Genomic DNA, 22284 nt, shown 5'->3' on the forward strand with positions numbered 1-22284 from the left:
CCTCTGTCGACAACCGCGACCACTGGAGAGACACATGACGCACACACCCGCCGCGACCGAAGCCGAGGGCCTGGCTCTGCCCGACTTCCCCGAACCCCGCTCCGCCGCCTGCCCCTTCGCCCCCTCACCCGACATGCGGGCCCTGTCCGACCACGGGCCGCTCACCCGCGTCCGGTCCTGGGGAGACAGCACCCCCTGGGCAGTGACCGGCCACGCGGAACAAAAAGCACTCCTGTCCGATCCCCGCCTGAGCGCACAGTTCACCCAGCCCGGCTTCCCCAGCCCCGTCGACCCCGCGCACGCCCACGCCGGAGCCGCCGACCTGAGCTTCGTCGGCATGGACGACCCCGAACACGCCCGGCTGCGCCGCATGATCAGCGGAGCCTTCACCATCAAACGCATCGAAGCGATGCGACCCCGCGTGCAGCAGATGACCGACGACTTCATCGACGCGATGCTCAACGGCCCCACACCCGCCGACCTCGTACGGGACCTCGCCCTGCCGATCCCCTCCCTGGTCATCTCCGAACTCCTCGGCGTCCCCTACGAGGACCACGAGTTCTTCCAGACCAACAGCAAGACCATCGTCTCCGCCATCGCCACCCCCCAGCAGCGTGCCGAGGCCCACGGCAACCTCGCCACCTACCTGGACGACCTCGTCGGCCGTAAACTCACCGACCCCGGCGACGATCTCCTCTCCAGCCTCTGCACCCAGATCGAGGCAGGCGAACTCACCCGCCGAGAAGCCGCCGCGATGGGCGTACTCCTGCTCCTGGGCGGCCACGAAACCACCGCCAACATGATCAGCCTGGGCACCCTCCTGCTTCTCCAGCACCCCGACCAGCTCGCCGTCATCCGCGACACGGACAACCCTGCCGTCATCCGCGACGCCGTCGAGGAGCTCCTGCGCTACCTCTCCATCGTCCACCTCGGCCGCCGCCGCACCGCCGTGGAGGACATCGACATCGCCGGCCACACCATCCGAGCCGGTGAAGGCGTCATCCTCCTCGGCGAACTCGCCAACCGGGACCCCGCCGTCTTCACCGACCCCGACCGCCTCGACATCACCCGCAACGCCCGCCAGCACCAGGCGTTCGGCGCCGGAACCCACCACTGCGTCGGCCAGCCCCTGGCACGCATGGAACTCCAGGTGATCTACCCCACCCTCTTCCGCCGCATCCCCACCCTGCGGACCGCCGACGGCCTCGACAGCATTCCCTTCAAGTACGACGCCGTCATCTACGGCCTCCACGCACTGCCCGTCACCTGGTAGAGCCTCCGTCCCGGCACCTGGCACCACGGCGCCGCCCCCGCGCGAGCGACCGCACCGCCCCGCGGTCCGCTGACAGCGGGGCCGCCCGCCCCCCCCGATCCGCCCCGGTCCCTCCTCGGGACGTCCTGCATCGTTCGTCCCCTTTTCGTAGCGTTGGCTTCGGGGGGCCGGTGATGTGTGCTTGGCCCGGTAGGTGATTCGGCGTGGGGGCGGCCGGTGACCGCAAGCAGTACGGCTGTCGTCAGGCCGAGCACACCGGCTGCGAGGAGTTGAACCCTGTAGTCCAGGGTGGCCACCAGTGCCGTGCCCGCGAGGATGGCGAGCCCGGTCGGTGCGAATACCAGCGTGTTCGCAGTGGCCGCTACCCGGCCGAGCAGTTCGTCCGGTGTCTCCTTCTGGACCGTGGTCAGGGCGCTGATGAGCGGCCAGGGCAGGCCGGCACCGATGAGCAGGCCGCCGGCCACCACCATGGGGAGGAAGCCGGTGATCCGGGCCGGCGCCCCGAGGGCGAAGAGCGTGAGGCCGAGCACTGACAGGAGGCGGGCCGGAACGCGGCGCATGAGCGCCCCGGCCGCAAGACCACCGATGACCGACCCGAGCCCCTGGGCCGAGCTGAGAACGCCGGCGAATGCCGCAGGCTGCCGCAGCCCGGTATCGAGGAGCGCGTAGGTCGCCGTACTGCTGAGGCTTGACGCCGCCATGGCACAACCGCCTGCGATGACCAGGGCTCGCAGCGTCCTGTGCCGCCACAGGTAGCGGATGCCTTCGGCGGTTTCGGCGGTCCAGTTCCGCCGTGGCCGACGTGCGGGCGCGGCTTCACGCACGCGGATCAGGCTGAAGGCGGCCGCGCCCAGCAGGAAGGACAGCGCATTCAGCAGAGCGACGGTCGGGCCGCCCAGAACAGTGAACAGGCCCGCGCCGATCAGGGGGCCGACCAGGCTGGTGCTGGGTAGGCAAGCACGCGAAGCTCCTGGCAGCCACGGATGATCTTGGTCGAGAACCCGTCTGCCAGGAGCTTCGTCATGCGCAGGCTGGTCCAACCCCCGGTCAGCGCCTTCAGCTTGGAAGAGGCCCAGTGCCTCTCCGCGTTCAGAGATCGGATTTCATTCGGTCGGGGCGGGAGAGATGCTGCCGATGACCTGTTTCGGCGGCCCGTGTGATCGCATCGAGTGTGCGGTGGCGATCGAGTGCGACTGCGAAATCCGGCGCGTCGGCGGTTCCGTCGCGGAGGTCGGCTGCGAACTGGGCGTAGAGGCGGGCGACCCCCGCTGCGGGTGCGTCGAGTTGCAGGTCAGGGGCCGCATAAGCGGGGGGCACCTGTAGTACTTGGACAGGCTCGCTGTCGCGGCGCAGCGTGATGGTGAAATCGGTGAAGTGAAGGTAGCCCGACGCGGACTCCACACGCACACTGCCTTCGGTGCCCTGGATCTCCCATACCGTCGCCGAGCCGGCCGACTGCCCGGCACTGTAGTGCAGCGAGGTGACGATCCCGCCTTCGAGAACGCCGGCGACGACGATCTCGTCCGGAGCGTCCTTCGGCAGCGACGCGTCATCGGATAGGCGGACGCCGTCACCGCGTTGATTGGCGACGACGGCGGACAGACTCTCGAACGTGCCGAGTACGCGCGCAAGCGGTTCGAGCCCGTGGCCGAGCATGATGCTCAGAAGCGTGGCGCCATGCTTTGCGTGGGCCATGTACTCGACCGGCGGGTCGTATCGGCCGACCCACATGTCGTCGGCCAGGTGCGCTCGGATGCTCGTGCTGAGCGGCTTGCCGATCGCGCCTTGCGCGATGAGGTCGCGAAGGAAGAGGATCGGTGGGTGCAGGCCACCCTGCAACCCGACAACCGTGCGCAGCCGCCGCTCGCGGGCAAACCCCTCCAGCGCTTCGGCCTCGGACAGGTTTCTCGCGAGCGGCCATTCGCAATAAACCATCTTGCCCGCGGCCAGTGCGTCGGACACGATCTGCTCGTGATCCGGCACCTTGACCGCGACCACCACCAGGTCGACCTCCGCTCGCCCGACCAGAGCCTTATGTGTGTCGAAGGCGAGATCGGCGCCCAGTTGGCGAGCGGTCGCGTTCGCGCTCTCCATACGAGTCGTGCTGACGGCGCGGATCTGGAACGCGTCGAGCGCCTGCAGCGCCGGGACATGAGCAATTCTGCCCCAACCCCGATCGGAACTAGCCCCGATAATACCGACGCCGATCTGGGTATGTGCTGAACTCGTCATAAGGATGCTCCTGCCATGTGCAGCCCGGAAATGCTCTCCGTGCTGCGTCACGATGCTTCGTTTCCGGACACATGCGTGGGCACTCGGGCTCACCGTGACGAGAGAGTAATTATTGGCGTTCGCCATGGTGAGCCCGAGTGACCCAGGCGCAGGTTTTATACGTGAGCCCAGTGGGCCTCGAGTTCGCGCGCTACATCGGCCGCACGCTCGATCATCGGCCAGTGTGAGCTGCGCAGTTTGAAGACGGCACGCGCGCGTGTGGCATTACCGAGCTCGTCGGCGAAGCGGTGCGGAAGAAACGGATCGTCCAGGCCCCATATCACCAGCGCTGGTGCGGTCACCTTGCTCAGACCTGGCTTCCACTCCGCCCCGACCTCGATCGCCGAACGGTAAAGGGCGAGAATGCTTGCCCTCATGATGGCATCGATATGCCGGACCGCTTCGTCTGCCGCGTCGCGCGGCATCTGCGCCTCGTTGAGACTTGCCGCGAACTCCTCAAGGTCGAGGTCCGCCATCCATTTCTCACCCTCGCCCGGCGTTTGCCAGATCTTGGCAAGATAGTGCCACGGATACTCCGGATCGATTGGTCCGCTGATGCCTGTCCATGTGCGCACCAGATCTGGCCGGACAGACGCGAGACGACCCGTGAGCAGAGACCCCCAGTCATGACCGACCAGGTCGACAGGTTCGCCGATTTCTTCGATCTTCTTAATAAGCCAATCGAGATACTCTTCCTTCGTCGACGTGAATCCCTCTGGCAGGGGTACGCCAAACCCGGGGAGATCGATCGTCACGATATCTTCGCGTTGAATATGGGAACGGACGGTGTCCCAGATCCGGTGAGTGTCAGGTACACCATGGATGAGGACTGCAGGCATCTCGGATTCTCCAATTGATTGGTGTCGTGGTTGAATGGCCGGTCGGCCGAGTCAGGGCAGGAGGATGACTTTGCCGTAGGTGTGGCCCGTGGCGACGAGGCGATGAGCGTCTGCGGCCTCGTCGAGTGGGAAGCTCCGGCCGATGCGTGCGGTCCATGCGCCGGTGGCGATCAGATCCAGGGCTTCCTGGACAGGGCGGTGGTTGCGGTTACCGCTGCCCCCGGGGCTGAATGCGACGCCGTGTTGTGCGGCATCACCGTCGGCGAGCGTCACGATCCGGTCGGGGCCGCCAAGAAGATCGACGAGGGCGGGGAGGAGCCCCATACCGGTGGTGTCGAGCGCGGCGTCGACCCCGCCCGGAGCGGCGGCGCGGATGCGATCGACCAGGCCCGGGCCGTGGGCGACAGGGGTGGCTCCGAGACCCCTGACGAAGTCGGCGTTGGCAGTCCCGGCGACGCCGATCACCCTCACACCGCGCTGTCGCGCGAACTGCACGGCGGCACCGCCCAGAGCACCGCTCGCCCCGGTGACCACGAGCGTTTCACCCGGGCGAATGTTCAGAAGCCCGAGAGCCCTCGCCGCGTTGTCGGCGCCGATGACAGTAGCCGCGGCCTCCTCGAAGGAAACGCCGTCGGGGATCATCGCGAAGTTGCTGCTGACCGTGTACTCGGCGTAGGAGCCCTGGGTGGCGGAATCCGGCCACCCGGCGACGCGGTCGCCGACCACGCCCACGTCGACGCCCGGGCCGACCGCCTCGACGACGCCGGCGAACTCGAATCCGATGATGGCGGGAGCACGCAGGCCGAACGCTCCGGCGCGGGCCTGGATCTCCGCCGGATTCACCCCCGCGACGTGAACCCGAACCAGTACTTGACCCGGACCCGGCACCGGTCGCGGAGCCGCCGCAACCCGCAACACGGAGGGTTCGCCGAACGAGGTGATGACGACGGCTTTCATGATGATCCTTCTCGTGTACAAGGGTCGTTTGCTCGCACCGTTCAGAGCGGTGTCAGGTCTACAAAACCGGAGGATTCTCGCCCGCAGGCGGCGCGCGCGGAGGTGGTCACACGCCGTGAGCCTGCCGCGAAGCGCCCCGAGGGCCATGGTGACGGGGGGACTGACGTCGTCAACGACTCCCTGATAGAGGGGTGGGCCTCAGGAACCCTTCAGCGGTTCCGAACCTACGTCGGCCGCCCGCGCACGCGGATCGGCCGCCGTATCCGTCACGGCAGCGAGGCACGGTGCCGCGAGGTGCGGTGGCGTCACCGCCGGACGCCGGTCCGGCGCTGTGCGGCTGCGTCCCACCCTGGAGTCCTCGCCTGGCAGCCGGGGCCGAGATGAGCCTGCGCTTCCGTATCAGCCGGGACGGGCCCCTAGGGCTGTGCCGGTCTGTGCAGAGGCGGGTCCACCAGCGCTCGGGGTGAGTTCTGCTGCCTGCCCCCTACTGGCCCGCGTGCCGGTGCGGTGGTCGAGACTGTGGGGATGGACGTGGAAATGGAACTCGCCTCAGCGCAGGACATGCGCAACTTCCTTGTCGATCAGCTCAACTCTGTTCTGCGCAGGCCGGGAACCTACGGTGATGTGGAGGTCTGCGCCTGGATGACCATCGACCATCTGCTCTTCCTCGAGCAACGTCCCGACGCCACGGGCGAGCAGAAGCACGCCTGGGGTGAAGCAGGGCTCTGGCCGGCCGACGGAGTCAGAGGAGCCATCAGCCGCCTGCTCCCACCCGACCACCAACTCAGCGTGGCCTCGGTGTACGCGGAGTTCGCACGGCGACAAGGGTGGCTGAAGGCCGACCGCGTGGTGGATGCCGGGACGTACGCATCCATGCGGATCACCGCCGGCGCGTGGGCCCAGCACGACCGGGAGTGGGTGGACGTCACCACTGCGTTCGGTCCTCCGTCAGTGCTGTTCGGCGGAACCAATCCGCACTAGGGAAAGGTGCTCGGCTACCTCACCACGGATATCGCAGAGCCAATGATCTTCTTCCACCTGTGGAACGGCACCGAACCTGGATCCGGCTCGACCTGGCCTCCGAACCGAAAAGCGCCGATCCTTCTCGCGGTGCGCTGCGGCGAGGGCCCCTTCGCCGAGCGATTCACGTTCACACCGGAAGGCCACCGCCGCCGTCCGCGGACCTCCTGACACCAGTACCTGCCGACCTCACGTTCAAGCTGCTTCTCACCCCTACGGCTGACAAGCCATTTCGGGACCCCACCCATGAGACGTGGAGCCTTAACGACCAGGCAGCATCCTTGGCCGGACGTCGGGATGCGGGTGGGTGGACGTCAAGCCCTGCTCAGAGCAAGGCAATCCGGCAGATCGGCCGGTGGAAGAGACCACGTGCCGCTGCGATGATCTCGACGACGCGGAGCCCCGGATCCCGGGAAAGCGACGCTCGTCGTCGATATCGTCTCCGCGGTGCATTATGGAGGGAAAACCATGCGCGAAATGTCTCAGTTCACTCGCCTTTACCCAGATGACCAACTTGACTCCCCGTCCGGGCGGTTCGTGATGCGCTGTGATGCGGCTGGTGTCGCTGTGATCACGGACACCAACGCCGGTGAGGTTGTCTGGCGGGCCGGGGCCGCCGGTCACCTCCATCTGGGAAGCGGGGACGAGGTCCTGGTCAGTGATGTCGAGAGCGGCGCAACGCTCTGGCGGTCGGAATTCTCCTCGCCCGGCGCGCAATATCTGATTCTTACGGACGAGGGGGATCTGGAACTCCTTGACCACCGTCACATCCGTTTGAGCAATATACGCACCGGTCCCATCCATTCCGTTGCTCTCGGCGATGCGGCGCCTGCGAGCGCCATTACCGGGGACGCGTACATGTATCACCAGGACGGCACGAAGTTCCGGACCCTTGTCCGCGAGCAGGACGGGTTGCTCCGATGGCACGAGTACGGCAAGGGCCCCGGCCTCAGTGGGGGCATGGCCGGCCCGCTGGTCGACTGGCTCGCTCAGGAGAACACCCAGCTCACCTGGCATGGGCGAGGGTCGGGGAAGAGGAAGCTCTGGACGCTGTGCCTGATCGATTCCGGCGGCGCCGTCCTATGGCGTAACGAGCGCAACCCGATGCCGGACGGGCCGGTCGATGTCGGAACTCCCTATCCGTACGGCGGATCCTTTCTCGAAGTGGGCGGGCGCCTGCGCAACCAGTCCCTGACGTCACCTGACGGGACACACACCCTGGTGCATCAGTGCAATGGCGACCTGGCGCTGCACTGCCACACCGCGCATCGCATCGTGTGGAGGACGGCGACCGACTGGGTGAACGGCGGATGGGCCGAACTCGGCGTGAACGGTGATCTGTTGATCCGCAATATCCACGGCGCCCGGGTGTGGAGCTCCGGCACGGAGGATTCCGGAGCATGTCAGCTCATTGTCCGCGACGACGGTCGGGCTGAACTCCTCGACTCCAGCGGCCGGGCGGTGTGGTCGACGGGCCCCCACCCCTCGTGCGACGCCTCCGCCATCGACACGCCACGAGGAGCGGTGATGCGCCGAGGGCAGACGCTGGGGCCGCACTCCCTGACTTCTGCTGACGGAGGAACGGTGCTGGGGCACTACGACGACCGGCGTCTGGTCCTGTTCTCGGCAGATCACACCTGGCTCTGGTACAGACACCTGGGTGAGGCTGCGGAGCCGGGGCTGCACCTGGGCGAGGACGGCATGTTGCGCGTGCTGGGAGACGCGGGGCCGCCACTGGGCGGACCCGCGGACGAACTCCGCGTCCGTCAGGGCGAAGTAGTTCTGTGCCGTGCTGACGGTGCCGTGGTCTGGCGCAACGGGGAGAAGGTGGCCGACCCCGTTGGGGGCCCGGCGGAACCGTCCTCAGACTCCGAGGACACTCCGAGGACTGAGTGAAGGATGGGCCGGTCTCTCGCCCCTCCGCAGACCAGCGGCACTACCGGGCGGGTCCTACGGGATGGGACACAGGTGCTGCGCGGTCACCGATGCTAACCGGCCTCCAGGCGGTCCCGGCCGCGCCGCCGACCGCGCCCCAGCGTCGAGCGAGGGGGAGCGGGGGTATGAGCCTGCGGGGATTCAGAGATCCGCCCGGGTCGCAAAATCTCTCACGGATGTCCCAGGCGGCGGGCTGCGGGGCTGCAAGGCTGCACCGGACCGTGACTGCCCGGTTGGGGTGGTGTCAGTCGTCGGTGCGGTGGTGGGGCTGGTGGGTGTTGGGAGCGGGTTCGCCGGTGATGACACGGAGGCTGGGGTGGTGCGGGGGCTGCCAGCCCATGATCCGTACCCAGGCGGGCTGCGGCCGCCACCCCGGCAGGTACATAGGCCGGGTGGTGCCGTCGGTGTGGCGGCGCAGGTCGGATTCCTGATCCCACAAGCGCTTGACCTACTGATCGTCACAGATCCGGTCGGCGATCGCCCGCATCGCGGCACTTCCCAGAACACCTCGGATGACAGCCGCTGGCACGCATCCAGCTGCTGTACGAAGCACGTCACGGGGGCTGAGAAGGCCCGGCTCGTGCGGGAGAACGTCGAAGGGGCGCTGGCTGTGGCGGGCGGCCGGTAGAACCGGAGGGTCAGTGGGCGGGGCGGGGTGTCTTCTCGCCGTGCGCGGCCGCGTATTCGGATGCGAGCCAGGGGCCCAGGTCGTCGATGAGTGTGCTGAGCACTTCTGGATCGGTCGAGGGGACGCGGGCGATGGTCGCGGCGGTACGCATCTGGTCTGCGTGCTGGGGGTAGTAGCGGCCGAAGAGTTCGGCGGACGCGTTGAGGTCGCTGGTCCAGCCGCCCCAGCGGGGCGTGATCAAGGTGAATACGGTGCGCACGATGCGACGGGCGACGACGCGGCTGAGGGTGCGGCGGTCGGCGTCGGAAGCCGGAGAGTCCGCAGTGACTTTGGCCCGATGGCTCGGACATTCTCGCCGACCATCACCCTCGGTTACTATGCTCACTTCATGCCGGGGGCCAGCAGCAAGGGGCGCCGCGTCATCGGCGGTCCGCCGGGGGAGTGGTGAGCCCGGTGCGCCGGCCGGAGCTTCTCGGATTCCCCCTGGTGCCGATGACCGGGGACCCCGGCCGCTGCCCCGGTGAAAGCCCTCCGTGAAACGCGAGGCGAGAGAGATGGGTGGCCCGGAGAAGTGCTGGAAGAGGTCGTAGCGACCCGCTATGTCACGCCGCTGCGTGAGGGCGGTTCGCTCCCGGGGATCGTCGAGGCCGACGACCTCGGTACGTACGTCATGAAGTTCACCGGGGCGGGGCAGGGCCGCAAGACGCTCGTCGCCGAGGTCGTCTGCGGGGAGCTGGGCCGTCGGCTGGGGCTGCGGGTGCCCCGGCTCGTGAGCATCGAGCTGGACCCGGTCATCGGACTCGCCGAGCCCGACGAGGAGGTGCAGGAGCTGCTCAGGGCGAGCGGCGGACTGAACCTCGGGATGGACTACCTCCCGGGCTCGCTCGGCTTCGACCCGCTCGCCTACGAGGTCGGGGCGGCCGAGGCCGGACGGATCGTCTGGTTCGACGCGCTCATCAACAACGTGGACCGGTCCTGGCGCAATCCCAACATGCTCGTCTGGCACGGCGATCTCTGGCTGATCGACCACGGCGCGACCATGATCTGGCACCACAACTGGCCGGGTGCCGCGGCCTCCGCCGCGAAGCCGTACAACGCCTCGGACCACGTCCTCGCCCCCTTCGCCCCGGACATCGCCGCCGCGGCCGCGGAGCTGGCCCCGCTGGTCACCGACGACCTGCTCACCGAGATCACCGCCCTGGTGCCGGAGGTCTGGCTGGCCGACGAGCCCGGCTTCGGCTCCACCGACGAACTGCGCCGGGCCTACGTCGCCCCGCTGCGGGCCAGGGCCGCCACCATCCACGAGCGGATCACCCTGGACGCACCGACCGCCACCCGGCCCTCCCGGGCGCCGGGGTGGCTCACGGACCGCCTCCCGCCGAGGCCGAAACCGGCCGGGGGCGACCATGACACGCCCTCCGCCCGCGCCGGAGAGGGCGGTGCCCGATGACGCGGCGCGACGTCTTCGAGTACGCGCTGCTGCGCGTCGTACCCCGGGTCGAGCGCGGGGAGTGCTTCAACGCGGGCGTGCTCGTGTACTGCCGGGCGCGGTCCTTCGTCGCCGCCCGTACGCACCTCGACGAGCGGAAGCTGACGGCCCTGGACCCGCACGCCGACGTCGTCGGGGTGCGGGCCGCCCTGCGCGCCGTCGAGAGGGTCTGCGGCGGCGGTCAGGGGGCCGGTCAGGCGGCGGAGGATGACGCCGGGCGGCGGTTCCGCTGGCTGATCGCCCCGCGCTCCACCGTCGTCCAGCCCGGTGCCGTGCACAGCGGGCTCACCACCGATCCGGCCGGTGAGGTCGAGCGGCTGCTCGACCTGCTCGTGCGCTGACCCGCGTCCGGCGTCCCGTGGGTGGCGGGCGGCGGGTGTGATGTGCGGCCCGGTGGAGCCGCACGCCGTTGACACCGGGTGCCAGGGCTTCTAGCGTCTCGGATGCTGAAGGTACTAAGCGGTTGCTCAGTCATCGGGGCGCTCCCGGCCGGGTAAGGCCCGGCGAGCCGTCCCGGTGTCCGCTGAGCCGCTATCCAAGGGCGAGGAGAACCAAGCATGTCCACCACCGAGCAGCGCGTGGCCATCGTGACGGGAGCGGCGCGGGGCATCGGCGCCGCCACCGCCGTACGCCTGGCGGCCGAGGGTCGCGCCGTCGCCGTACTCGATCTCGACGAGGCGGCCTGCAAGGACACGGTCGAGAAGATCACCGCCGCCGGGGGCACCGCGCTCGCCGTCGGCTGCGACGTGTCGGACGCCGGTCAGGTGGAGGCAGCCGTCGCCCGGGTCGCCGCCGAACTGGGCGCGCCGACGATCCTGGTGAACAACGCGGGCGTCCTCCGCGACAACCTGCTGTTCAAGATGAGCGAGTCCGACTGGGACGTCGTGATGAACGTGCACCTCAAGGGCGCGTTCCTGATGACGAAGGCCGTGCAGGCCCACATGGTCGAGGCGAAGTTCGGCCGGATCGTCTCGCTCTCCTCCTCCTCGGCCCTCGGCAACCGCGGCCAGGCCAATTACTCCGCGGTCAAGGCGGGACTCCAGGGCCTCACCAAGACGCTCGCCAAGGAGCTGGGGAAGTTCGGAGTGACGGCCAACGCCGTCGCGCCCGGCTTCATCGTCACCGAGATGACCGCGCAGACCGCCGAGCGCGTCGGCATGGGCTTCGAGGAGTTCCAGGCGGCGGCCGCCACCCAGATCCCGGTCCAGCGCGTCGGCCGTCCCGAGGACGTCGCGGGCGCCATCGCCTTCTTCGCCGGGGACGACGCGGGCTTCGTCTCCGGCCAGGTCCTGTACGTGGCCGGCGGCCCCCTCAACTGACCCGAAGGGCAGCGCACATCATGACGGTGCAGGACAGCGGGAAGGTCGCCCTCATCACGGGCGCCAGCCGGGGTATCGGCTACGGGATCGCCGAGGCGTTCGTCGCCCGCGGCGACCGGGTGGCCATCACCGGACGGAACGAGGACGCCCTGAGGGAGGCCGTCGAGCGGCTCGGCTCCGACCGGGCGATCGGCATCGCGGGCAAGGCGCACGACGAGGCGCACCAGGCGACGGCCGTGGAGCAAGTCATGGCGGCGTTCGGCCGGGTCGACCACCTGGTCAACAACGCCGGGACCAACCCGGTCTTCGGCCCCATGGCCGACCTCGACCTCGACGTGGCCCGCAAGGTCTACGAGACCAACGTGATCTCGGCGCTCGGGTTCGCCCAGCGGACCTGGAAGGCCTGGCAGCGGGAGAACGGCGGGGCCATCGTCAACATCTCCTCCGTCGCGGGCGTCGCCCCGTCGCCGTTCATCGGCGCGTACGGGATGTCCAAGGCGGCGATGATCAACCTGACCGCCCAGCTGGCGCACGAGTTCGCCCCGGTCGTCCGGGTCAACGCGATCGCCCCCGCCGTGGTCAGGACGAAGTTCGCCGAAGCCCTCTACGAGGGCCGGGAGGCGGAGGCGGCCGCCGTCTATCCGCTGGGACGGCTCGGCCTGCCCGAGGACATCGGCGGGGCCGCGGCCTTCCTGACCTCGGCACAGTCGGACTGGATCACCGGACAGACCCTGGTCGTCGACGGCGGCATCTTCCTGAACGCGGGAGTGGGCTGACAAAAGCCTCGGCCGGTTTGGCCCTGATTGACTCAAGTGCCCCGCCGGGCCCCAGGATTGACCCGGTGGGGCGTTGCGGTATGGTCTGCCGACCCATGGCTGATCGAGGAGCGTGCGCGTGTTCTACCGGGCCATACCGCGGGCTGTCGCAGCCCTGACTACCTTCGCCCTGCTGTCCGGCTGCGGCCTCCTTGCCGACAGCGGATCGAAAACGGAGCAGAAGATAACCGTCGGGACGACCAGCTCCCCGTCCACTCTCGATCCGGCAGCGGCCTGGGACGGTTCCTGGGAGCTGATGCGGAACGTCTACCAGACCCTGGTCAGCTTTCCCACGGGCAGCACGAGCCCCGAACCGGACGCGGCCGAGTCGTGCGAGTTCACCGACACCACGAGCATGGCCTACCGGTGCACGCTCAAGAAGAACCTCACGTTCTCCAACGGGGAGAAGGTCGACGCCGCGGCCGTCAAGCACTCGATCGAACGCATTGTGGAGATCCACTTCACGGGCGGCCCGTCCGGGCTGCTCGGCTCCCTGGACCGGGTGGAGACCGAGGGCGACGACACCGTCGTCTTCCACCTGAACAAGTCCGACGCCACGTTCCCGTTCATCCTGGCCACGCCCGCCATGTCGCTCGTCGCCCCCGGCGACTACCCCAAGGACAGGATCCGCGACGACGGCAAGGTCACCGGCTCCGGCCCCTACCTCCTGGACTCCTACGAGCCCCAGGCCACCGCCGAGCTGAAGAAGAACCCCGCGTACAAGGGGTTCGCCAACCGCAAGAACGACTCGGTCACCATCCGCTACTTCGAGGACTCCGCCGAGATGGTGAGCGCCCTCAAGGCGAAGAAGATCGACGCGACCTATCGCGGTCTGACCGCCGAGGAGGTCGTCAGCCTGGAGGACAACAAGGACGACAACGCCGGTCTCCAGATCGTCGAGTCCACGGGTGCGGACATCCGCTTCCTCGTCTTCAACCCGAAGGACCCGGCCGCCGGGAACCCGGCCGTCCGCAAGGCCGTCGCCCACGTGGTGGACCGCGGCGCGCTGGTCGCCAAGGTCTACCGGGGGACCGCCGAACCCCTCTACTCGATGATCCCCAAGGGCATCGCCGGGCACACCACGAGCTTCTTCGACACCTATGGCGATCCGGACGTGGAGAAGGCGGAGAGCATCCTCGCCGCGGCCGGCGTCACCGAACCCGTCAAGCTGACCTTCTGGTACACCACCGACCGCTACGGCTCCTCGACGGAGCCCGAGTTCGAAGAGCTCAAGCGGCAGCTGGAGGACTCGGGGCTGTTCGAGGTCACGCTGAAGAGCAAGCCCTGGAAGACCTTCCAGGAGGGCTTCACCAAGGGCCAGTACCCGGTCTTCGGCCGCGGCTGGTTCCCGGACTTCCCGGACCCCGACAACTTCGTCGCGCCCTTCGTGGGCAAGGAGCCCGTCACCGGCACCCCGTACATCAACAAGGAGATCACCCAGCAGCTGCTCCCGTCCGCGCGCCGGCAGAGCGACCGGGGCGCGGTCAGCCAGCAGTTCGAGCGGGCCCAGGAGATCCTCGTCGACGACGTCCGGCTCCTCCCGCTGTGGCAGGGCAAGCTCTACGTCGCCGCGGGCGAGGACATCGGCGGCGGCGAGCGCGCGCTCGACCCGCAGACCGTCATGCAGATGTGGGAGCTGTACCGCAAGGCCAGCTGGTAGCGGCGGTACGGACCGGCTTCGGGGGACCGCTGTCAGTGGCGGGCGGTAGGTTCGGGGATCAAGAACCTGTTGCTCACCGGAGGTTGTGGACGTGACCGATATCGACCTGCTGCCCGCGTCCTGGCGCGGCGTCCTCGGCGAAGAACTGCAGAAGCCGTACGTCAAGGAGCTGGCGGACTTCGTCGAGGAGGAGCGGGCCAGGGGGCCGGTGTATCCGCCGCGCGAGCAGGTCTTCGCCGCGCTGGACGCCACGCCCTACGACCAGGTGAAGGTCCTCGTCCTCGGCCAGGACCCGTATCACGGCGAGGGGCAGGGGCACGGGCTCTGCTTCTCCGTGCGGCCCGGTGTCAAGACCCCGCCGTCCCTGCGCAACATCTACAAGGAGATGCACGAGGAGCTGGGCCTGCCCGTCCCGGACAACGGCTATCTGATGCCGTGGGCCGAGCAGGGCGTCCTGCTGCTCAACGCGGTGCTCACCGTGCGGGGCGGCGAGGCCAACTCCCACAAGGGCAAGGGCTGGGAGAAGATCACCGACGCGGTGATCCGGGCCGTCGCCGACCGGCCCGACCCCGCGGTCTTCGTGCTCTGGGGCAACTACGCGCAGAAGAAGCTGCCCCTGATCGACGAGGAGCGCCACGTGGTGGTGAAGGGCGCCCACCCCTCGCCGCTCTCCGCGAAGCGGTTCTTCGGCTCCCGCCCGTTCACCCGGATCAACGAGGCCGTGGCCGCCCAGGGGCACCAGCCGATCGACTGGCGCATCCCCGACCTCGGCTGACGGCCCCTTGAGGGCTCTCGGCGCGGTACGCCCGTGTCTGACCGGTAATGCGGGAGCCCGGCGCTAGCGTCGGAACGGACCGCGACCGGGCAGTACGGCACGAGGAGACCGCAGTGGTGGAGCAGCAGGAGGCGTCCGGGGACCGCCTGACGACGAGAATCGGCCAGGCGGTCATGCTGCTCCACGCTGGTGACCGGGAGGAGGCCCGCAACCGCTTCGGCGCCCTCTGGTCGGAGTTGGGCGTGGAGGGCGACGCCCTGCACCGCTGCACCCTCGCGCACTATCTGGCCGACACCCAGGACGACCCCGGCGACGAGCTGGCCTGGGATCTCCGCGCGCTGACGGCCGCGGAGGCGCTGAGCGACGAGCGGCCCGCGGAGCACCCCGACGCCCTGGCCGTCCGGGCGTTCTCCCCCTCGCTCCACCTCAATCTCGCGGCGGACTACCTCAAGCTCCAGCGCCCCGACCCCGCGCGCGTCCACCTCCGGCGGGCCCGCGCCGCCGCCGACGCGCTCGTGGACGACGGGTACGGGGGCGGGGTGCGGGCCGCCATCGAGCGGCTGGAGCTCCGTCTGCGGCAGCAGTGAGGACTCCCTGACGGCTCGGCCCCGGGGGAGTCCGGCCCAGCGGCCGACCCGCTCCGGGGCGGTCCGGCTCAACGGCCGTACGCCTGCTCGCAGATGCGGGCCTGCCGGCTTCCGGGGGACCAGTCGCCGAAGGCCCGGCCGAGCGCGCAGACATCCGCCCCACCCCCGCCCGGCAACCGGAGCGCGGGGGGCGGCGGCACCACCACGGGCGGCGCCACCGGCACCCGGGCAGGCGCCCGCCGCGGCGGGTCCCCCCGGTCCCGCGCCGGGGGCGGCCCCGCCCGGCCGGGGCCCGAGCGGGTCCCCGACGCGGCCGGAGGCGCCGGGGCGGGCGGGAGAGCGGCAGGCGGAGCCGCGTCCTCCATGACCTCCAGCGCCTCGCGGGCGGGCGGCTGCACGATCTGCGGGGCGACGTCCTGGACCGGGGCGGCGGTGCCGGGCGGCCGGGGAGCGCCGGGAGGACCGGCCGGGGGCGTCACCGAGACGCAGCCGGAGGCGGCCGTGACCGCCAGCCCGACCAGGAGCCGAGCGGTGATTCTGGTTCGCTGCACCCGGCCCACTCTGCGGCCCCGCGCGCGCCCGGGGGAGCCGTCGGAGCGGAATGGCCCCGCACGAGTGACCCGGTCAGCGGCGCGCACCCGGACCCGCCCCGAGGCGGGGCACGACGCTATCCGGTGACGCCGTCGACGCGCTCCCGCAGCAGGTCGGCGTGACCGTTGTGCTGGGCGTACTCCTCGATCATGTGCGTGTAGATCCAGCGGAGGCTGAACGGCTTGCCCGACCGGCCGAGCCCCCGGGACAGGTCGTCCAGTCCGAACGCGGCGGCGCTCTCGCGGGCCGCCGCCGTCTCCGCCCGCCACACGGCCTCCGTCCCGGCCCAGGTGTCGGACCCGCTCACCGCGAAGTCCCCGTCCGGGTCCTCCTCGGTCGCGTAGAGGTCCGGCAGCTCGGCGCCCGTCAGGACCTCCCGGAACCAGAAGCGCTCCACCTCGGCCAGGTGCCGGACCAGCCCGAGGAGGGTCAGCGGGGACGGCGGTACGGACGCCTCGCGCAGCTGCGCGTCCGTGAGGCCGGCGCACTTCTCGGCGAGCTTCTCCCGGTGGAAGTCGAGCCAGCCCTCCAGCATGGGGCGCTCACCGGCGTCCAGGGCGGGCTTGAAACGTTCGGGTCCCGCATGAGGACGCGCGTTCTCGGAAGAGGTCATGGTGGTCATCCTCACCCCCGGCCGCGTCCCCGACCAGGGGATTTCCGGGGAACCGGCGCGAGGTGCGACGGTCGCCCGGACGTATGCTGCCGTCTCGGAACAGGCGCGGACACCCGTGCGCCACCGCGAACAGGGAGACCTTCGTGAAGATCGGTTGCATCGGGCTCGGCGACATCGCGCAGAAGGCGTACCTGCCGGTCCTCACCACCGTCCCGGGGGTCGAGACGCATGTGCAGACCCGTACGCCCGCCACGCTCGACCGGGTCGGCGACGTACACCGCATCCCCGCGGCGGCACGCCACACGACTCTGGACTCCCTGCTCGACCAGGGGCTGGACGCGGCCTTCGTGCACGCGCCGACCGCCGTCCACCCGCAGATCGTGGAGCGGCTCCTCGACGCGGGGGTCGCCACCTATGTCGACAAGCCGATCGCCTACGAGTACGCCGAGTCCGAACGGCTCGTGAAGCTCGCCGAGGAACGCGGCGTCAGCCTGGCCGTCGGCTTCAACCGCCGCTTCGCCCCCGCCTACGCACAGTGTGCCGAGCACCCGCGCGAACTGATCCTGCTCCAGAAGAACCGGGTCGGGCTCCCCGAGGACCCGCGCTCCATGATCCTCGACGACTTCATCCACGTCGTCGACACGCTGCGCTTCCTGCTCCCCGGCCCCGTCGACCACACCACCGTCCGGGCCCGGACGGTGGACGGGCTGATGCACCACGTGGTGCTCCAGCTGTCCGGCGACGGGTTCACCGCGATCGGCATGATGAACCGGCTGAACGGTTCGACCGAGGAGATCCTGGAAGTCTCCGGCCAGGACACCAAGCGCCAGGTCCTCAACCTCGCGGACATCGTCGACCACAAGGGCCAGCCCTCGGTGCGGCGGCGCGGGGACTGGGTGCCGGTGGCCCGCCAGCGCGGCATCGAGGCCTGCGTGCACGCCTTCCTCGACGCGGTGCGCCAGGGCGAGGTGCTCAGCGCCCGGGACGCTCTGGCGACCCATGAGCTGTGCGAGCGGGTGGTCCGGGAGACTGCGGACCAGGCCGCCTGAGGGCCCGTAGTCCCTCGGCGGCGAGGAGCACGGCCAGCGCCGCCAGGGCCCCGTACACCGGCCAGTCGCCGAGGCGGCCGTACAGCGTCGTCCCGCTCGCCAGCGGGACGTCGTACACCTCCGCCGCCCGCGCGTCCGTCCCCAGCGGGCGGCTCAGCGCCTCGCCCCGGGGCCCGTACGCCGCGCTGGTGCCGGTCAGCGTGGCGTGCACCATCGGGCGGCCGTTCTCCGCGGCCCGCAGCGCGCCGAGCGAGGCGTGCTGGGCCGGGGCCCAGCTCTCCTGGAACGTCGAGGTGGCGGACTGGGCGACGATCACCTGGGCGCCGTCGCGGACCAGGTTCCGGCTCATGTCGGGGAACGCCGTCTCGAAACAGACCAGCGGACCGATCCGCAGCCCGGGAGCGCCGTCCGGGAGGGTCATCACCGTCTGCCGGTCGCCGCGCAGCCGGTCCTCACCCGCGGCCCGGCCCACCGAGGTCGCCCACCCCAGCAGCGAACGGGCCGGGACGTACTCGCCGAACGGCACCAGGCGCATCTTGTCGTAGCGCTCCCCGGTCGGACCCCGCGCCCCCACCAGCACCGCCGACTTGAAGATCCCCGACCGCCCCGAGCCGTCGCTCTGCCGGGCGTCCACGTTGACCAGCAGGTCCGCGCCGAGCCCCCGGGAGAGATCCGCCAGCCGCCGGGCCGTCTCCGCGCTGCTCCAGGCGCCCGCCCCGATGCTGCTCTCGCCCCACACCACCAGGTCCACCCCCCGCCCTTCCAGCGAGCGGGTCAGCTCCACACCCCGGTCCAGGCGGCGCCCGACGCTGCCCGGCCCCTCGACGACGCCCGGCTGCACGACGGCGATCCTGACCGCACCGGTGGTCTCCGGCCGGGGCGCCCAGGCCGCCGTCGCCGCGACGGACAGGGCGCACACCACCAGCGCCACCGACACCGTCCGCCGGGCGGGCGGCGCGGCCACCAGCAGAGCGACCCCGGTGTTCACCGCGAGGACCAGCAGACTCACCAGCCACACCCCGCCGACCGAGGCCACCCGCAGCGCCGGGGCGACCTCCCACTGACTGGCCCCCAGCAGCCCCCATGGGCCGCCGAGCCCCTCCCAGGAACGGACCAGCTCGATCATCAGCCACCCGGAGGGCACCACGACCACCGCGGCGAGCGCCCGCCGCGCGGAGGGCGTACCGCCGAGCAGCCGGGAGACCAGCACGCCCCACGGAATCCAGAGCAGCCCGAGCAGGGCGGCCAGCAGCACGATGAAGACATGGAGGCTCGGCACCAGCCAGTGGTGCATCGCGATGACGAACCCGGTTCCGCCGATCCAGCCGTCCAGCGCCGCCCGGCGGGGGGTGCCCGCGGTTCGGATCAGGAGCAGCCAGGGGACGAGGGAGACATAGGCGAACCACCAGAGTCCGGGCGCGGGGAAGGCGAGGACGGGCAGCGCCCCGGCGACCAGCAGCGCCGCCGCACGGCCCCAGCGGGAGGCGAGCAGCCGTTCACGGGCCGGGGGCCCGCCGCCCGGGATTCCCATACCGTGCCCTCCTCGGTGGTACGCGGGCGGACGGACTCGGACTCCGGTCCACCCCGGTGCACCCAGTCTGGGGCCGACGGCCCCGCGAGGACACGGGAGGCGGCCAGGTGGAGGCATCCGGGCGGCGGCGGAAGCTAGCCGGAAGAACCCCGGTGCGTGTTCCCGAGGGCCGGTCAGACGCTCGGCGCGCGCCGCCACTTCTCGTGGACGGTGACCGTACGGATCAGCCAGCCCGGGTCGGCGCGCAGCATCTCGAAGGTGTAGCGGCCGCCGGTCACGAAGTCCGGTGCGCTCGGCGCCCCCGTGTCGTCCTGCCGGGCCAGGCGCATCGGGTTGAGGTAGTCGGCCCGGACGTGCGCCCGGTCGCCCGGGTAGCCGCCCAGGTCCTCCAGCTCGACGCGGCGGTTGACGATCAGGTGCTGGCGGACGGGGAAGAGGCGCATCGTCTCCGCGAGCCACCGGGCCAACTCCTGGGCCGTGCCCTCGATGCCGCCCGCGCCCCGGTAGTCCGCGCGGCCGTCCTCGGCGAACAGGGCCCCGTAGTCGGACCAGGCCCCGTCGTCCACGGCCACCGCGTATCCGGTGATCACCTCATCGATGGCAAGCCGGTCCAGTACGGTCGCGAGCGCCACACGCTGTGTCATCGGTCAAGTCTGGGCCACGCCGCCCGCCGGGCCAAGAGTGCCGCAGCGGCGGGAAGACGGTTTCCCGGGGCGGACGACTGCCCGGGCGCTCCGGCTCAGCAGGGCACTACAGCGACCGGACCGAGCGCGTGGGTGACCGTCGTCTGGGCCACCGGGGACAGCCCGAGACCCAGCGACTCGCCGCCCCTGCGGCGGCCGACGACCGTCAGGGCCGCGGTCGCCGACGCGGTCACCAGGGTGCGCGCCGCGGACCCGTTCACCGGCTCCCGGACGGTCTCCACCTGCGGATACCTCTCGCGCCACCCTGACGTCAGCTCCGCCAGGGTCCGCTCCGCCGAGCCGGCGGCCGCCTCCCGGTCCAGAGCGGGACCGCCCGCGAGCATCGAGGAGAACATCGTCCAGCCGTGCACGATCCGCAGCCGGGCGCCCGGCCGGGCGCCCGCGGTGGCGAAGGCGAACCCCAGGACCGCATCGCTGCTCTCGTCGGCGGCCACCCCCGCCACGATGTCGGTGAAGACCTCCACGTCCCCCGGCCGGTCCTCCCCCTCGGGGCGGCCGTCCTGCACGACGACGACCGGGCAGCTCGCCATCGAGGCGGTGGCCAGACTGTCGGAGCCGACCATCAGCGAGCGGAATCCGCCGAGCCCCCGCGAGCCGACCACGACCATCGAGGCGTCCCGGCCGAGCGAGACCAGCGCGGCCGAGGGGAAGTCCCGCGGGGCCAGCGTCGAGGGCCGCAGCCGCGGCGCGATGAGCGCGCTGCGGCGTACGGAGGCGGCCAGCAGTTCGTCCGCCTCGCGTCGCGCGGTCTCCTCGTCGGCCTGCCGGGCGAGCGGGCGGACGTGGACGATCAGCAGCGGCAGCCCGCGCCGCTCCGCCTCGTGCGTGGCCCAGTCGAGGGCCTGCTGACTGTGCGGGGAACCGTCGACGGCCGCGATGACGGGACGGTCGGAATCGGTGGTGGTCATGGCCCCGAGCCTACGTCCGCGCAGGCCAGGCGGGCGTCGGCGGGCCAGGCACCCCGGCGGCGGGTACGGACCGGCCGCTCAGTCGTGGTTGTGGGTGGAGGAGGTGTCGTCCGGGGGAACGCTGCGCCCGCCGTCGTTGCCGCTCACCACGACCACGACCAGCGCCACCAGGACCCCCGCCACCGCGAGCCTGCCGCCCAGCCGCAGGGCCCAGCCGGTGCGGGTCCGGGCGGTGGACCCGGGGCGGGCGGAGAGTTTCTCGGACCGGCGGGCGGGCCGCAGCAGTCGTGCGAGGAGCAGGACGGCGATCGGGATCTGGAGCAGCCACACCGAGGTCCGGAACCAGCCGTCGTACCAGACGTTCGTCCCGTACAGCAGGGTGTGCCAGACGCTCAGGACGTACACGACGATGACGCACCGGTGCAGGATCCGCCAGGTCTTGGCGCCGATCCGGTGGCGTACGTAGAAGAGCAGGCCGAGCGGGATCGCGAGGTACAGCGCCGCCTGCCCGACGGGGATGGCGACCCGCCCGGTGCCGGAGTCGTAGCCGCCGGGGACGAACGCCTCGACGAAAGCGGTGGCCACGGCCGAGTTCCAGGCCACGGTGTCGTGCCGGACCAGTTCGGCGGCGAACAGCAGGGCGTGGGCGGCGATCAGCGCGATGGTGTTGAGGCTGGTGGTGCGGTGCAGCCGCTCCAGGCGGGGTCCCGAGAGCGGCAGCCGGGCGGGGCGCGCCCCGGACAGCAGCAGCCCGAGGACGACCGTTCCCCAGGCCCACAGCAGCGCGGACCAGCCGAACGCCTGGCTGAGAAAGTACATCCAGAAGGCGCCCGCGTCGGCCATGAACGGCATCACGGTCACCGTGGAGGAGGTCTGGTCGCGGATGCGTATGTAGAGGAGGACGAAGACCGCCGCGGTGATCAGGAGCGCCACCAGCCCGTCCGGCCAGGACGCCCGCAGGTCGGAGCGGAGGGTCGGGCGCGCGGGACGCCCCGGGGCGCGGGGGCCGGGAACCTCCGGGGCGGCGGGGTCCGGGGGAGCGGAACTCCGCTCGGGCGCGGGCGGTTCCGGTTCCGCCGCCGGTGTTCCGCGGCCACCGGGGGTGCGGGGAGCGCCGGGTGTTCCGGCGGGGGCCGCCGCCGGTTCGGGGGTGGAGGGCGGGTTCGTCATGCGGCCTCTTCGGTGCGGGGGAGGGCGGCGGCTGGCGGGGCGGATGCGGCGGGCCCCGGGCACGAGGCGTACGCAGACGCGTTGTTGGAGCAGTCGGGCGCGAGCGGCGGAAAGTTCCCGGCCTCTCCATGTGACGTGAATCACACCTGA

24 protein-coding genes are annotated in these 22284 nt (G+C 70.7%); 12 read left to right on the forward strand and 12 right to left on the reverse strand.

Translation table 11 applies throughout. The annotated features are described in order from the left end of the window. Positions 1–34: 34 nt before the first annotated feature. The gene (locus ACIRRU_RS14675) at positions 35–1273 is read left to right on the forward strand and encodes a cytochrome P450 (RefSeq protein ID WP_403679951.1); all 1239 of its coding nucleotides are present in this window, start codon (positions 35–37) and stop codon (positions 1271–1273) included. Here the strand turns inward: ACIRRU_RS14675 and ACIRRU_RS14680 are convergent. From ACIRRU_RS14680 to ACIRRU_RS14695, 4 genes are all read right to left on the reverse strand, one after another. Beyond that, positions 1240–2313, reverse strand: a complete 1074-nt coding sequence (locus ACIRRU_RS14680) for an MFS transporter (protein ID WP_403679953.1) — start codon at positions 2311–2313, stop codon at positions 1240–1242. The two genes, ACIRRU_RS14675 and ACIRRU_RS14680, sit on opposite strands and share 34 nt — an antisense overlap. A gap of 49 nt (positions 2314–2362) precedes the next feature. Further along, positions 2363–3505: a Gfo/Idh/MocA family protein gene (locus ACIRRU_RS14685; protein WP_403679956.1), complete on the reverse strand. Its 1143-nt coding sequence runs from the start codon at positions 3503–3505 to the stop codon at positions 2363–2365. A 155-nt stretch (positions 3506–3660) separates the two neighbouring features. Further along, a complete protein-coding gene (locus ACIRRU_RS14690; protein WP_403679959.1) occupies positions 3661–4383 on the reverse strand; it encodes an alpha/beta fold hydrolase in 723 nt (240 codons plus the stop codon). 51 nt (positions 4384–4434) lie between these two features. Further along, positions 4435–5340, reverse strand: coding sequence for an NADP-dependent oxidoreductase (locus ACIRRU_RS14695; RefSeq protein ID WP_403679962.1), 906 nt, complete (start codon positions 5338–5340; stop codon positions 4435–4437). A 525-nt stretch (positions 5341–5865) separates the two neighbouring features. Here ACIRRU_RS14695 and ACIRRU_RS14700 point away from each other — a divergent pair. The 3 genes from ACIRRU_RS14700 to ACIRRU_RS14710 all read left to right on the forward strand — a co-directional run bounded on the left by ACIRRU_RS14700 (position 5866) and on the right by ACIRRU_RS14710 (position 8256). Continuing rightward, the gene (locus tag ACIRRU_RS14700) at positions 5866–6321 is read left to right on the forward strand and encodes a hypothetical protein (RefSeq protein ID WP_403679964.1); all 456 of its coding nucleotides are present in this window, start codon (positions 5866–5868) and stop codon (positions 6319–6321) included. Between the two features lie 6 nt (positions 6322–6327). After that, complete coding sequence (locus ACIRRU_RS14705) at positions 6328–6531, forward strand: hypothetical protein (RefSeq protein ID WP_403679967.1); 204 nt, start codon at positions 6328–6330, stop codon at positions 6529–6531. 297 nt (positions 6532–6828) lie between these two features. Beyond that, positions 6829–8256 (forward strand): Curculin domain-containing protein (mannose-binding) lectin, encoded by a 1428-nt coding sequence (locus ACIRRU_RS14710; RefSeq protein ID WP_403679970.1) that lies wholly within the window; start codon positions 6829–6831, stop codon positions 8254–8256. A 283-nt stretch (positions 8257–8539) separates the two neighbouring features. Here ACIRRU_RS14710 and ACIRRU_RS14715 read toward each other — a convergent pair whose 3' ends face one another. Together ACIRRU_RS14715 and ACIRRU_RS14720 are read right to left on the reverse strand one after the other, a co-directional pair. Further along, positions 8540–8734: a hypothetical protein gene (locus tag ACIRRU_RS14715; RefSeq protein ID WP_403679972.1), complete on the reverse strand. Its 195-nt coding sequence runs from the start codon at positions 8732–8734 to the stop codon at positions 8540–8542. Between the two features lie 199 nt (positions 8735–8933). Beyond that, positions 8934–9164 carry a hypothetical protein gene (locus ACIRRU_RS14720; RefSeq protein WP_403679975.1) on the reverse strand — a complete coding sequence of 77 codons (231 nt, stop codon included), beginning with the start codon at positions 9162–9164 and terminating at the stop codon, positions 8934–8936. 330 nt (positions 9165–9494) lie between these two features. Between ACIRRU_RS14720 and ACIRRU_RS14725 the strand changes: the two genes are divergently transcribed. The 7 genes from ACIRRU_RS14725 to ACIRRU_RS14755 all read left to right on the forward strand — a co-directional run bounded on the left by ACIRRU_RS14725 (position 9495) and on the right by ACIRRU_RS14755 (position 15568). Beyond that, the gene (locus tag ACIRRU_RS14725) at positions 9495–10373 is read left to right on the forward strand and encodes a HipA family kinase (protein WP_403679978.1); all 879 of its coding nucleotides are present in this window, start codon (positions 9495–9497) and stop codon (positions 10371–10373) included. Beyond that, entirely contained in the window at positions 10370–10753 is a 384-nt protein-coding gene (locus ACIRRU_RS14730) for a DUF3037 domain-containing protein (protein ID WP_363202224.1), read from the forward strand. The genes ACIRRU_RS14725 and ACIRRU_RS14730 overlap by 4 nt, the downstream gene beginning before the upstream one ends. A 216-nt stretch (positions 10754–10969) precedes the next feature. Continuing rightward, positions 10970–11731, forward strand: coding sequence for a 3-oxoacyl-ACP reductase FabG (gene fabG / locus ACIRRU_RS14735; protein ID WP_403679981.1), 762 nt, complete (start codon positions 10970–10972; stop codon positions 11729–11731). A 20-nt stretch (positions 11732–11751) separates the two neighbouring features. Next, positions 11752–12507, forward strand: a complete 756-nt coding sequence (locus ACIRRU_RS14740; protein ID WP_403679983.1) for an SDR family oxidoreductase — start codon at positions 11752–11754, stop codon at positions 12505–12507. Between the two features lie 118 nt (positions 12508–12625). After that, positions 12626–14206 (forward strand): ABC transporter substrate-binding protein, encoded by a 1581-nt coding sequence (locus tag ACIRRU_RS14745; RefSeq protein WP_403680236.1) that lies wholly within the window; start codon positions 12626–12628, stop codon positions 14204–14206. A gap of 91 nt (positions 14207–14297) precedes the next feature. Beyond that, on the forward strand, positions 14298–14981 hold the full coding sequence (locus ACIRRU_RS14750; RefSeq protein WP_403679986.1) for a uracil-DNA glycosylase: 684 nt from the start codon (positions 14298–14300) through the stop codon (positions 14979–14981). 113 nt (positions 14982–15094) lie between these two features. Beyond that, positions 15095–15568 carry a hypothetical protein gene (locus ACIRRU_RS14755; protein ID WP_403679988.1) on the forward strand — a complete coding sequence of 158 codons (474 nt, stop codon included), beginning with the start codon at positions 15095–15097 and terminating at the stop codon, positions 15566–15568. 68 nt (positions 15569–15636) lie between these two features. On the opposite strand, the gene ACIRRU_RS14760 is transcribed toward ACIRRU_RS14755, so the two are convergent. Both ACIRRU_RS14760 and ACIRRU_RS14765 read right to left on the reverse strand, forming a co-directional pair. Then, entirely contained in the window at positions 15637–16119 is a 483-nt protein-coding gene (locus ACIRRU_RS14760) for a hypothetical protein (RefSeq protein WP_403679991.1), read from the reverse strand. Between the two features lie 116 nt (positions 16120–16235). Continuing rightward, a complete protein-coding gene (locus ACIRRU_RS14765) occupies positions 16236–16781 on the reverse strand; it encodes a DinB family protein (protein ID WP_403679994.1) in 546 nt (181 codons plus the stop codon). 134 nt (positions 16782–16915) lie between these two features. Here ACIRRU_RS14765 and ACIRRU_RS14770 point away from each other — a divergent pair, with 134 nt between their 5' ends. Next, positions 16916–17821, forward strand: a complete 906-nt coding sequence (locus tag ACIRRU_RS14770; protein ID WP_403679997.1) for a Gfo/Idh/MocA family protein — start codon at positions 16916–16918, stop codon at positions 17819–17821. On the opposite strand, the gene lnt is transcribed toward ACIRRU_RS14770, so the two are convergent. The 4 genes from lnt to ACIRRU_RS14790 form a co-directional block, all read right to left on the reverse strand. Further along, positions 17745–19352, reverse strand: coding sequence for an apolipoprotein N-acyltransferase (lnt, locus tag ACIRRU_RS14775; RefSeq protein ID WP_403680000.1), 1608 nt, complete (start codon positions 19350–19352; stop codon positions 17745–17747). The two genes, ACIRRU_RS14770 and lnt, sit on opposite strands and share 77 nt — an antisense overlap. 173 nt (positions 19353–19525) lie before the next feature. Continuing rightward, positions 19526–19996 (reverse strand): nuclear transport factor 2 family protein, encoded by a 471-nt coding sequence (locus ACIRRU_RS14780; RefSeq protein WP_403680002.1) that lies wholly within the window; start codon positions 19994–19996, stop codon positions 19526–19528. 95 nt (positions 19997–20091) lie between these two features. Then, entirely contained in the window at positions 20092–20964 is an 873-nt protein-coding gene (locus ACIRRU_RS14785; RefSeq protein WP_403680005.1) for a universal stress protein, read from the reverse strand. A 78-nt stretch (positions 20965–21042) separates the two neighbouring features. Continuing rightward, positions 21043–22134, reverse strand: coding sequence for a ferric reductase-like transmembrane domain-containing protein (locus tag ACIRRU_RS14790; protein ID WP_403680008.1), 1092 nt, complete (start codon positions 22132–22134; stop codon positions 21043–21045). Positions 22135–22284 lie beyond the last annotated feature (150 nt).

It is taken from the genome of Streptomyces sp. NPDC101181, from assembly GCF_044767975.1.
Taxonomy (GTDB): domain Bacteria; phylum Actinomycetota; class Actinomycetes; order Streptomycetales; family Streptomycetaceae; genus Streptomyces.

Coding starts and splice junctions, on each gene's coding strand:
- ACIRRU_RS14675 (WP_403679951.1), top strand. CDS start 35: ATGACGCACACACCCGCCGCGACCGAAGCCGAGGGCCTGGCTCTGCCC.
- ACIRRU_RS14685 (WP_403679956.1), bottom strand. CDS start 3,505: ATGACGAGTTCAGCACATACCCAGATCGGCGTCGGTATTATCGGGGCT.
- ACIRRU_RS14690 (WP_403679959.1), bottom strand. CDS start 4,383: ATGCCTGCAGTCCTCATCCATGGTGTACCTGACACTCACCGGATCTGG.
- ACIRRU_RS14695 (WP_403679962.1), bottom strand. CDS start 5,340: ATGAAAGCCGTCGTCATCACCTCGTTCGGCGAACCCTCCGTGTTGCGG.
- ACIRRU_RS14700 (WP_403679964.1), top strand. CDS start 5,866: ATGGACGTGGAAATGGAACTCGCCTCAGCGCAGGACATGCGCAACTTC.
- ACIRRU_RS14710 (WP_403679970.1), top strand. CDS start 6,829: ATGCGCGAAATGTCTCAGTTCACTCGCCTTTACCCAGATGACCAACTT.
- ACIRRU_RS14730 (WP_363202224.1), top strand. CDS start 10,370: ATGACGCGGCGCGACGTCTTCGAGTACGCGCTGCTGCGCGTCGTACCC.
- fabG (WP_403679981.1), top strand. CDS start 10,970: ATGTCCACCACCGAGCAGCGCGTGGCCATCGTGACGGGAGCGGCGCGG.
- ACIRRU_RS14740 (WP_403679983.1), top strand. CDS start 11,752: ATGACGGTGCAGGACAGCGGGAAGGTCGCCCTCATCACGGGCGCCAGC.
- ACIRRU_RS14765 (WP_403679994.1), bottom strand. CDS start 16,781: ATGACCACCATGACCTCTTCCGAGAACGCGCGTCCTCATGCGGGACCC.
- lnt (WP_403680000.1), bottom strand. CDS start 19,352: ATGGGAATCCCGGGCGGCGGGCCCCCGGCCCGTGAACGGCTGCTCGCC.
- ACIRRU_RS14780 (WP_403680002.1), bottom strand. CDS start 19,996: ATGACACAGCGTGTGGCGCTCGCGACCGTACTGGACCGGCTTGCCATC.
- ACIRRU_RS14785 (WP_403680005.1), bottom strand. CDS start 20,964: ATGACCACCACCGATTCCGACCGTCCCGTCATCGCGGCCGTCGACGGT.
- ACIRRU_RS14790 (WP_403680008.1), bottom strand. CDS start 22,134: ATGACGAACCCGCCCTCCACCCCCGAACCGGCGGCGGCCCCCGCCGGA.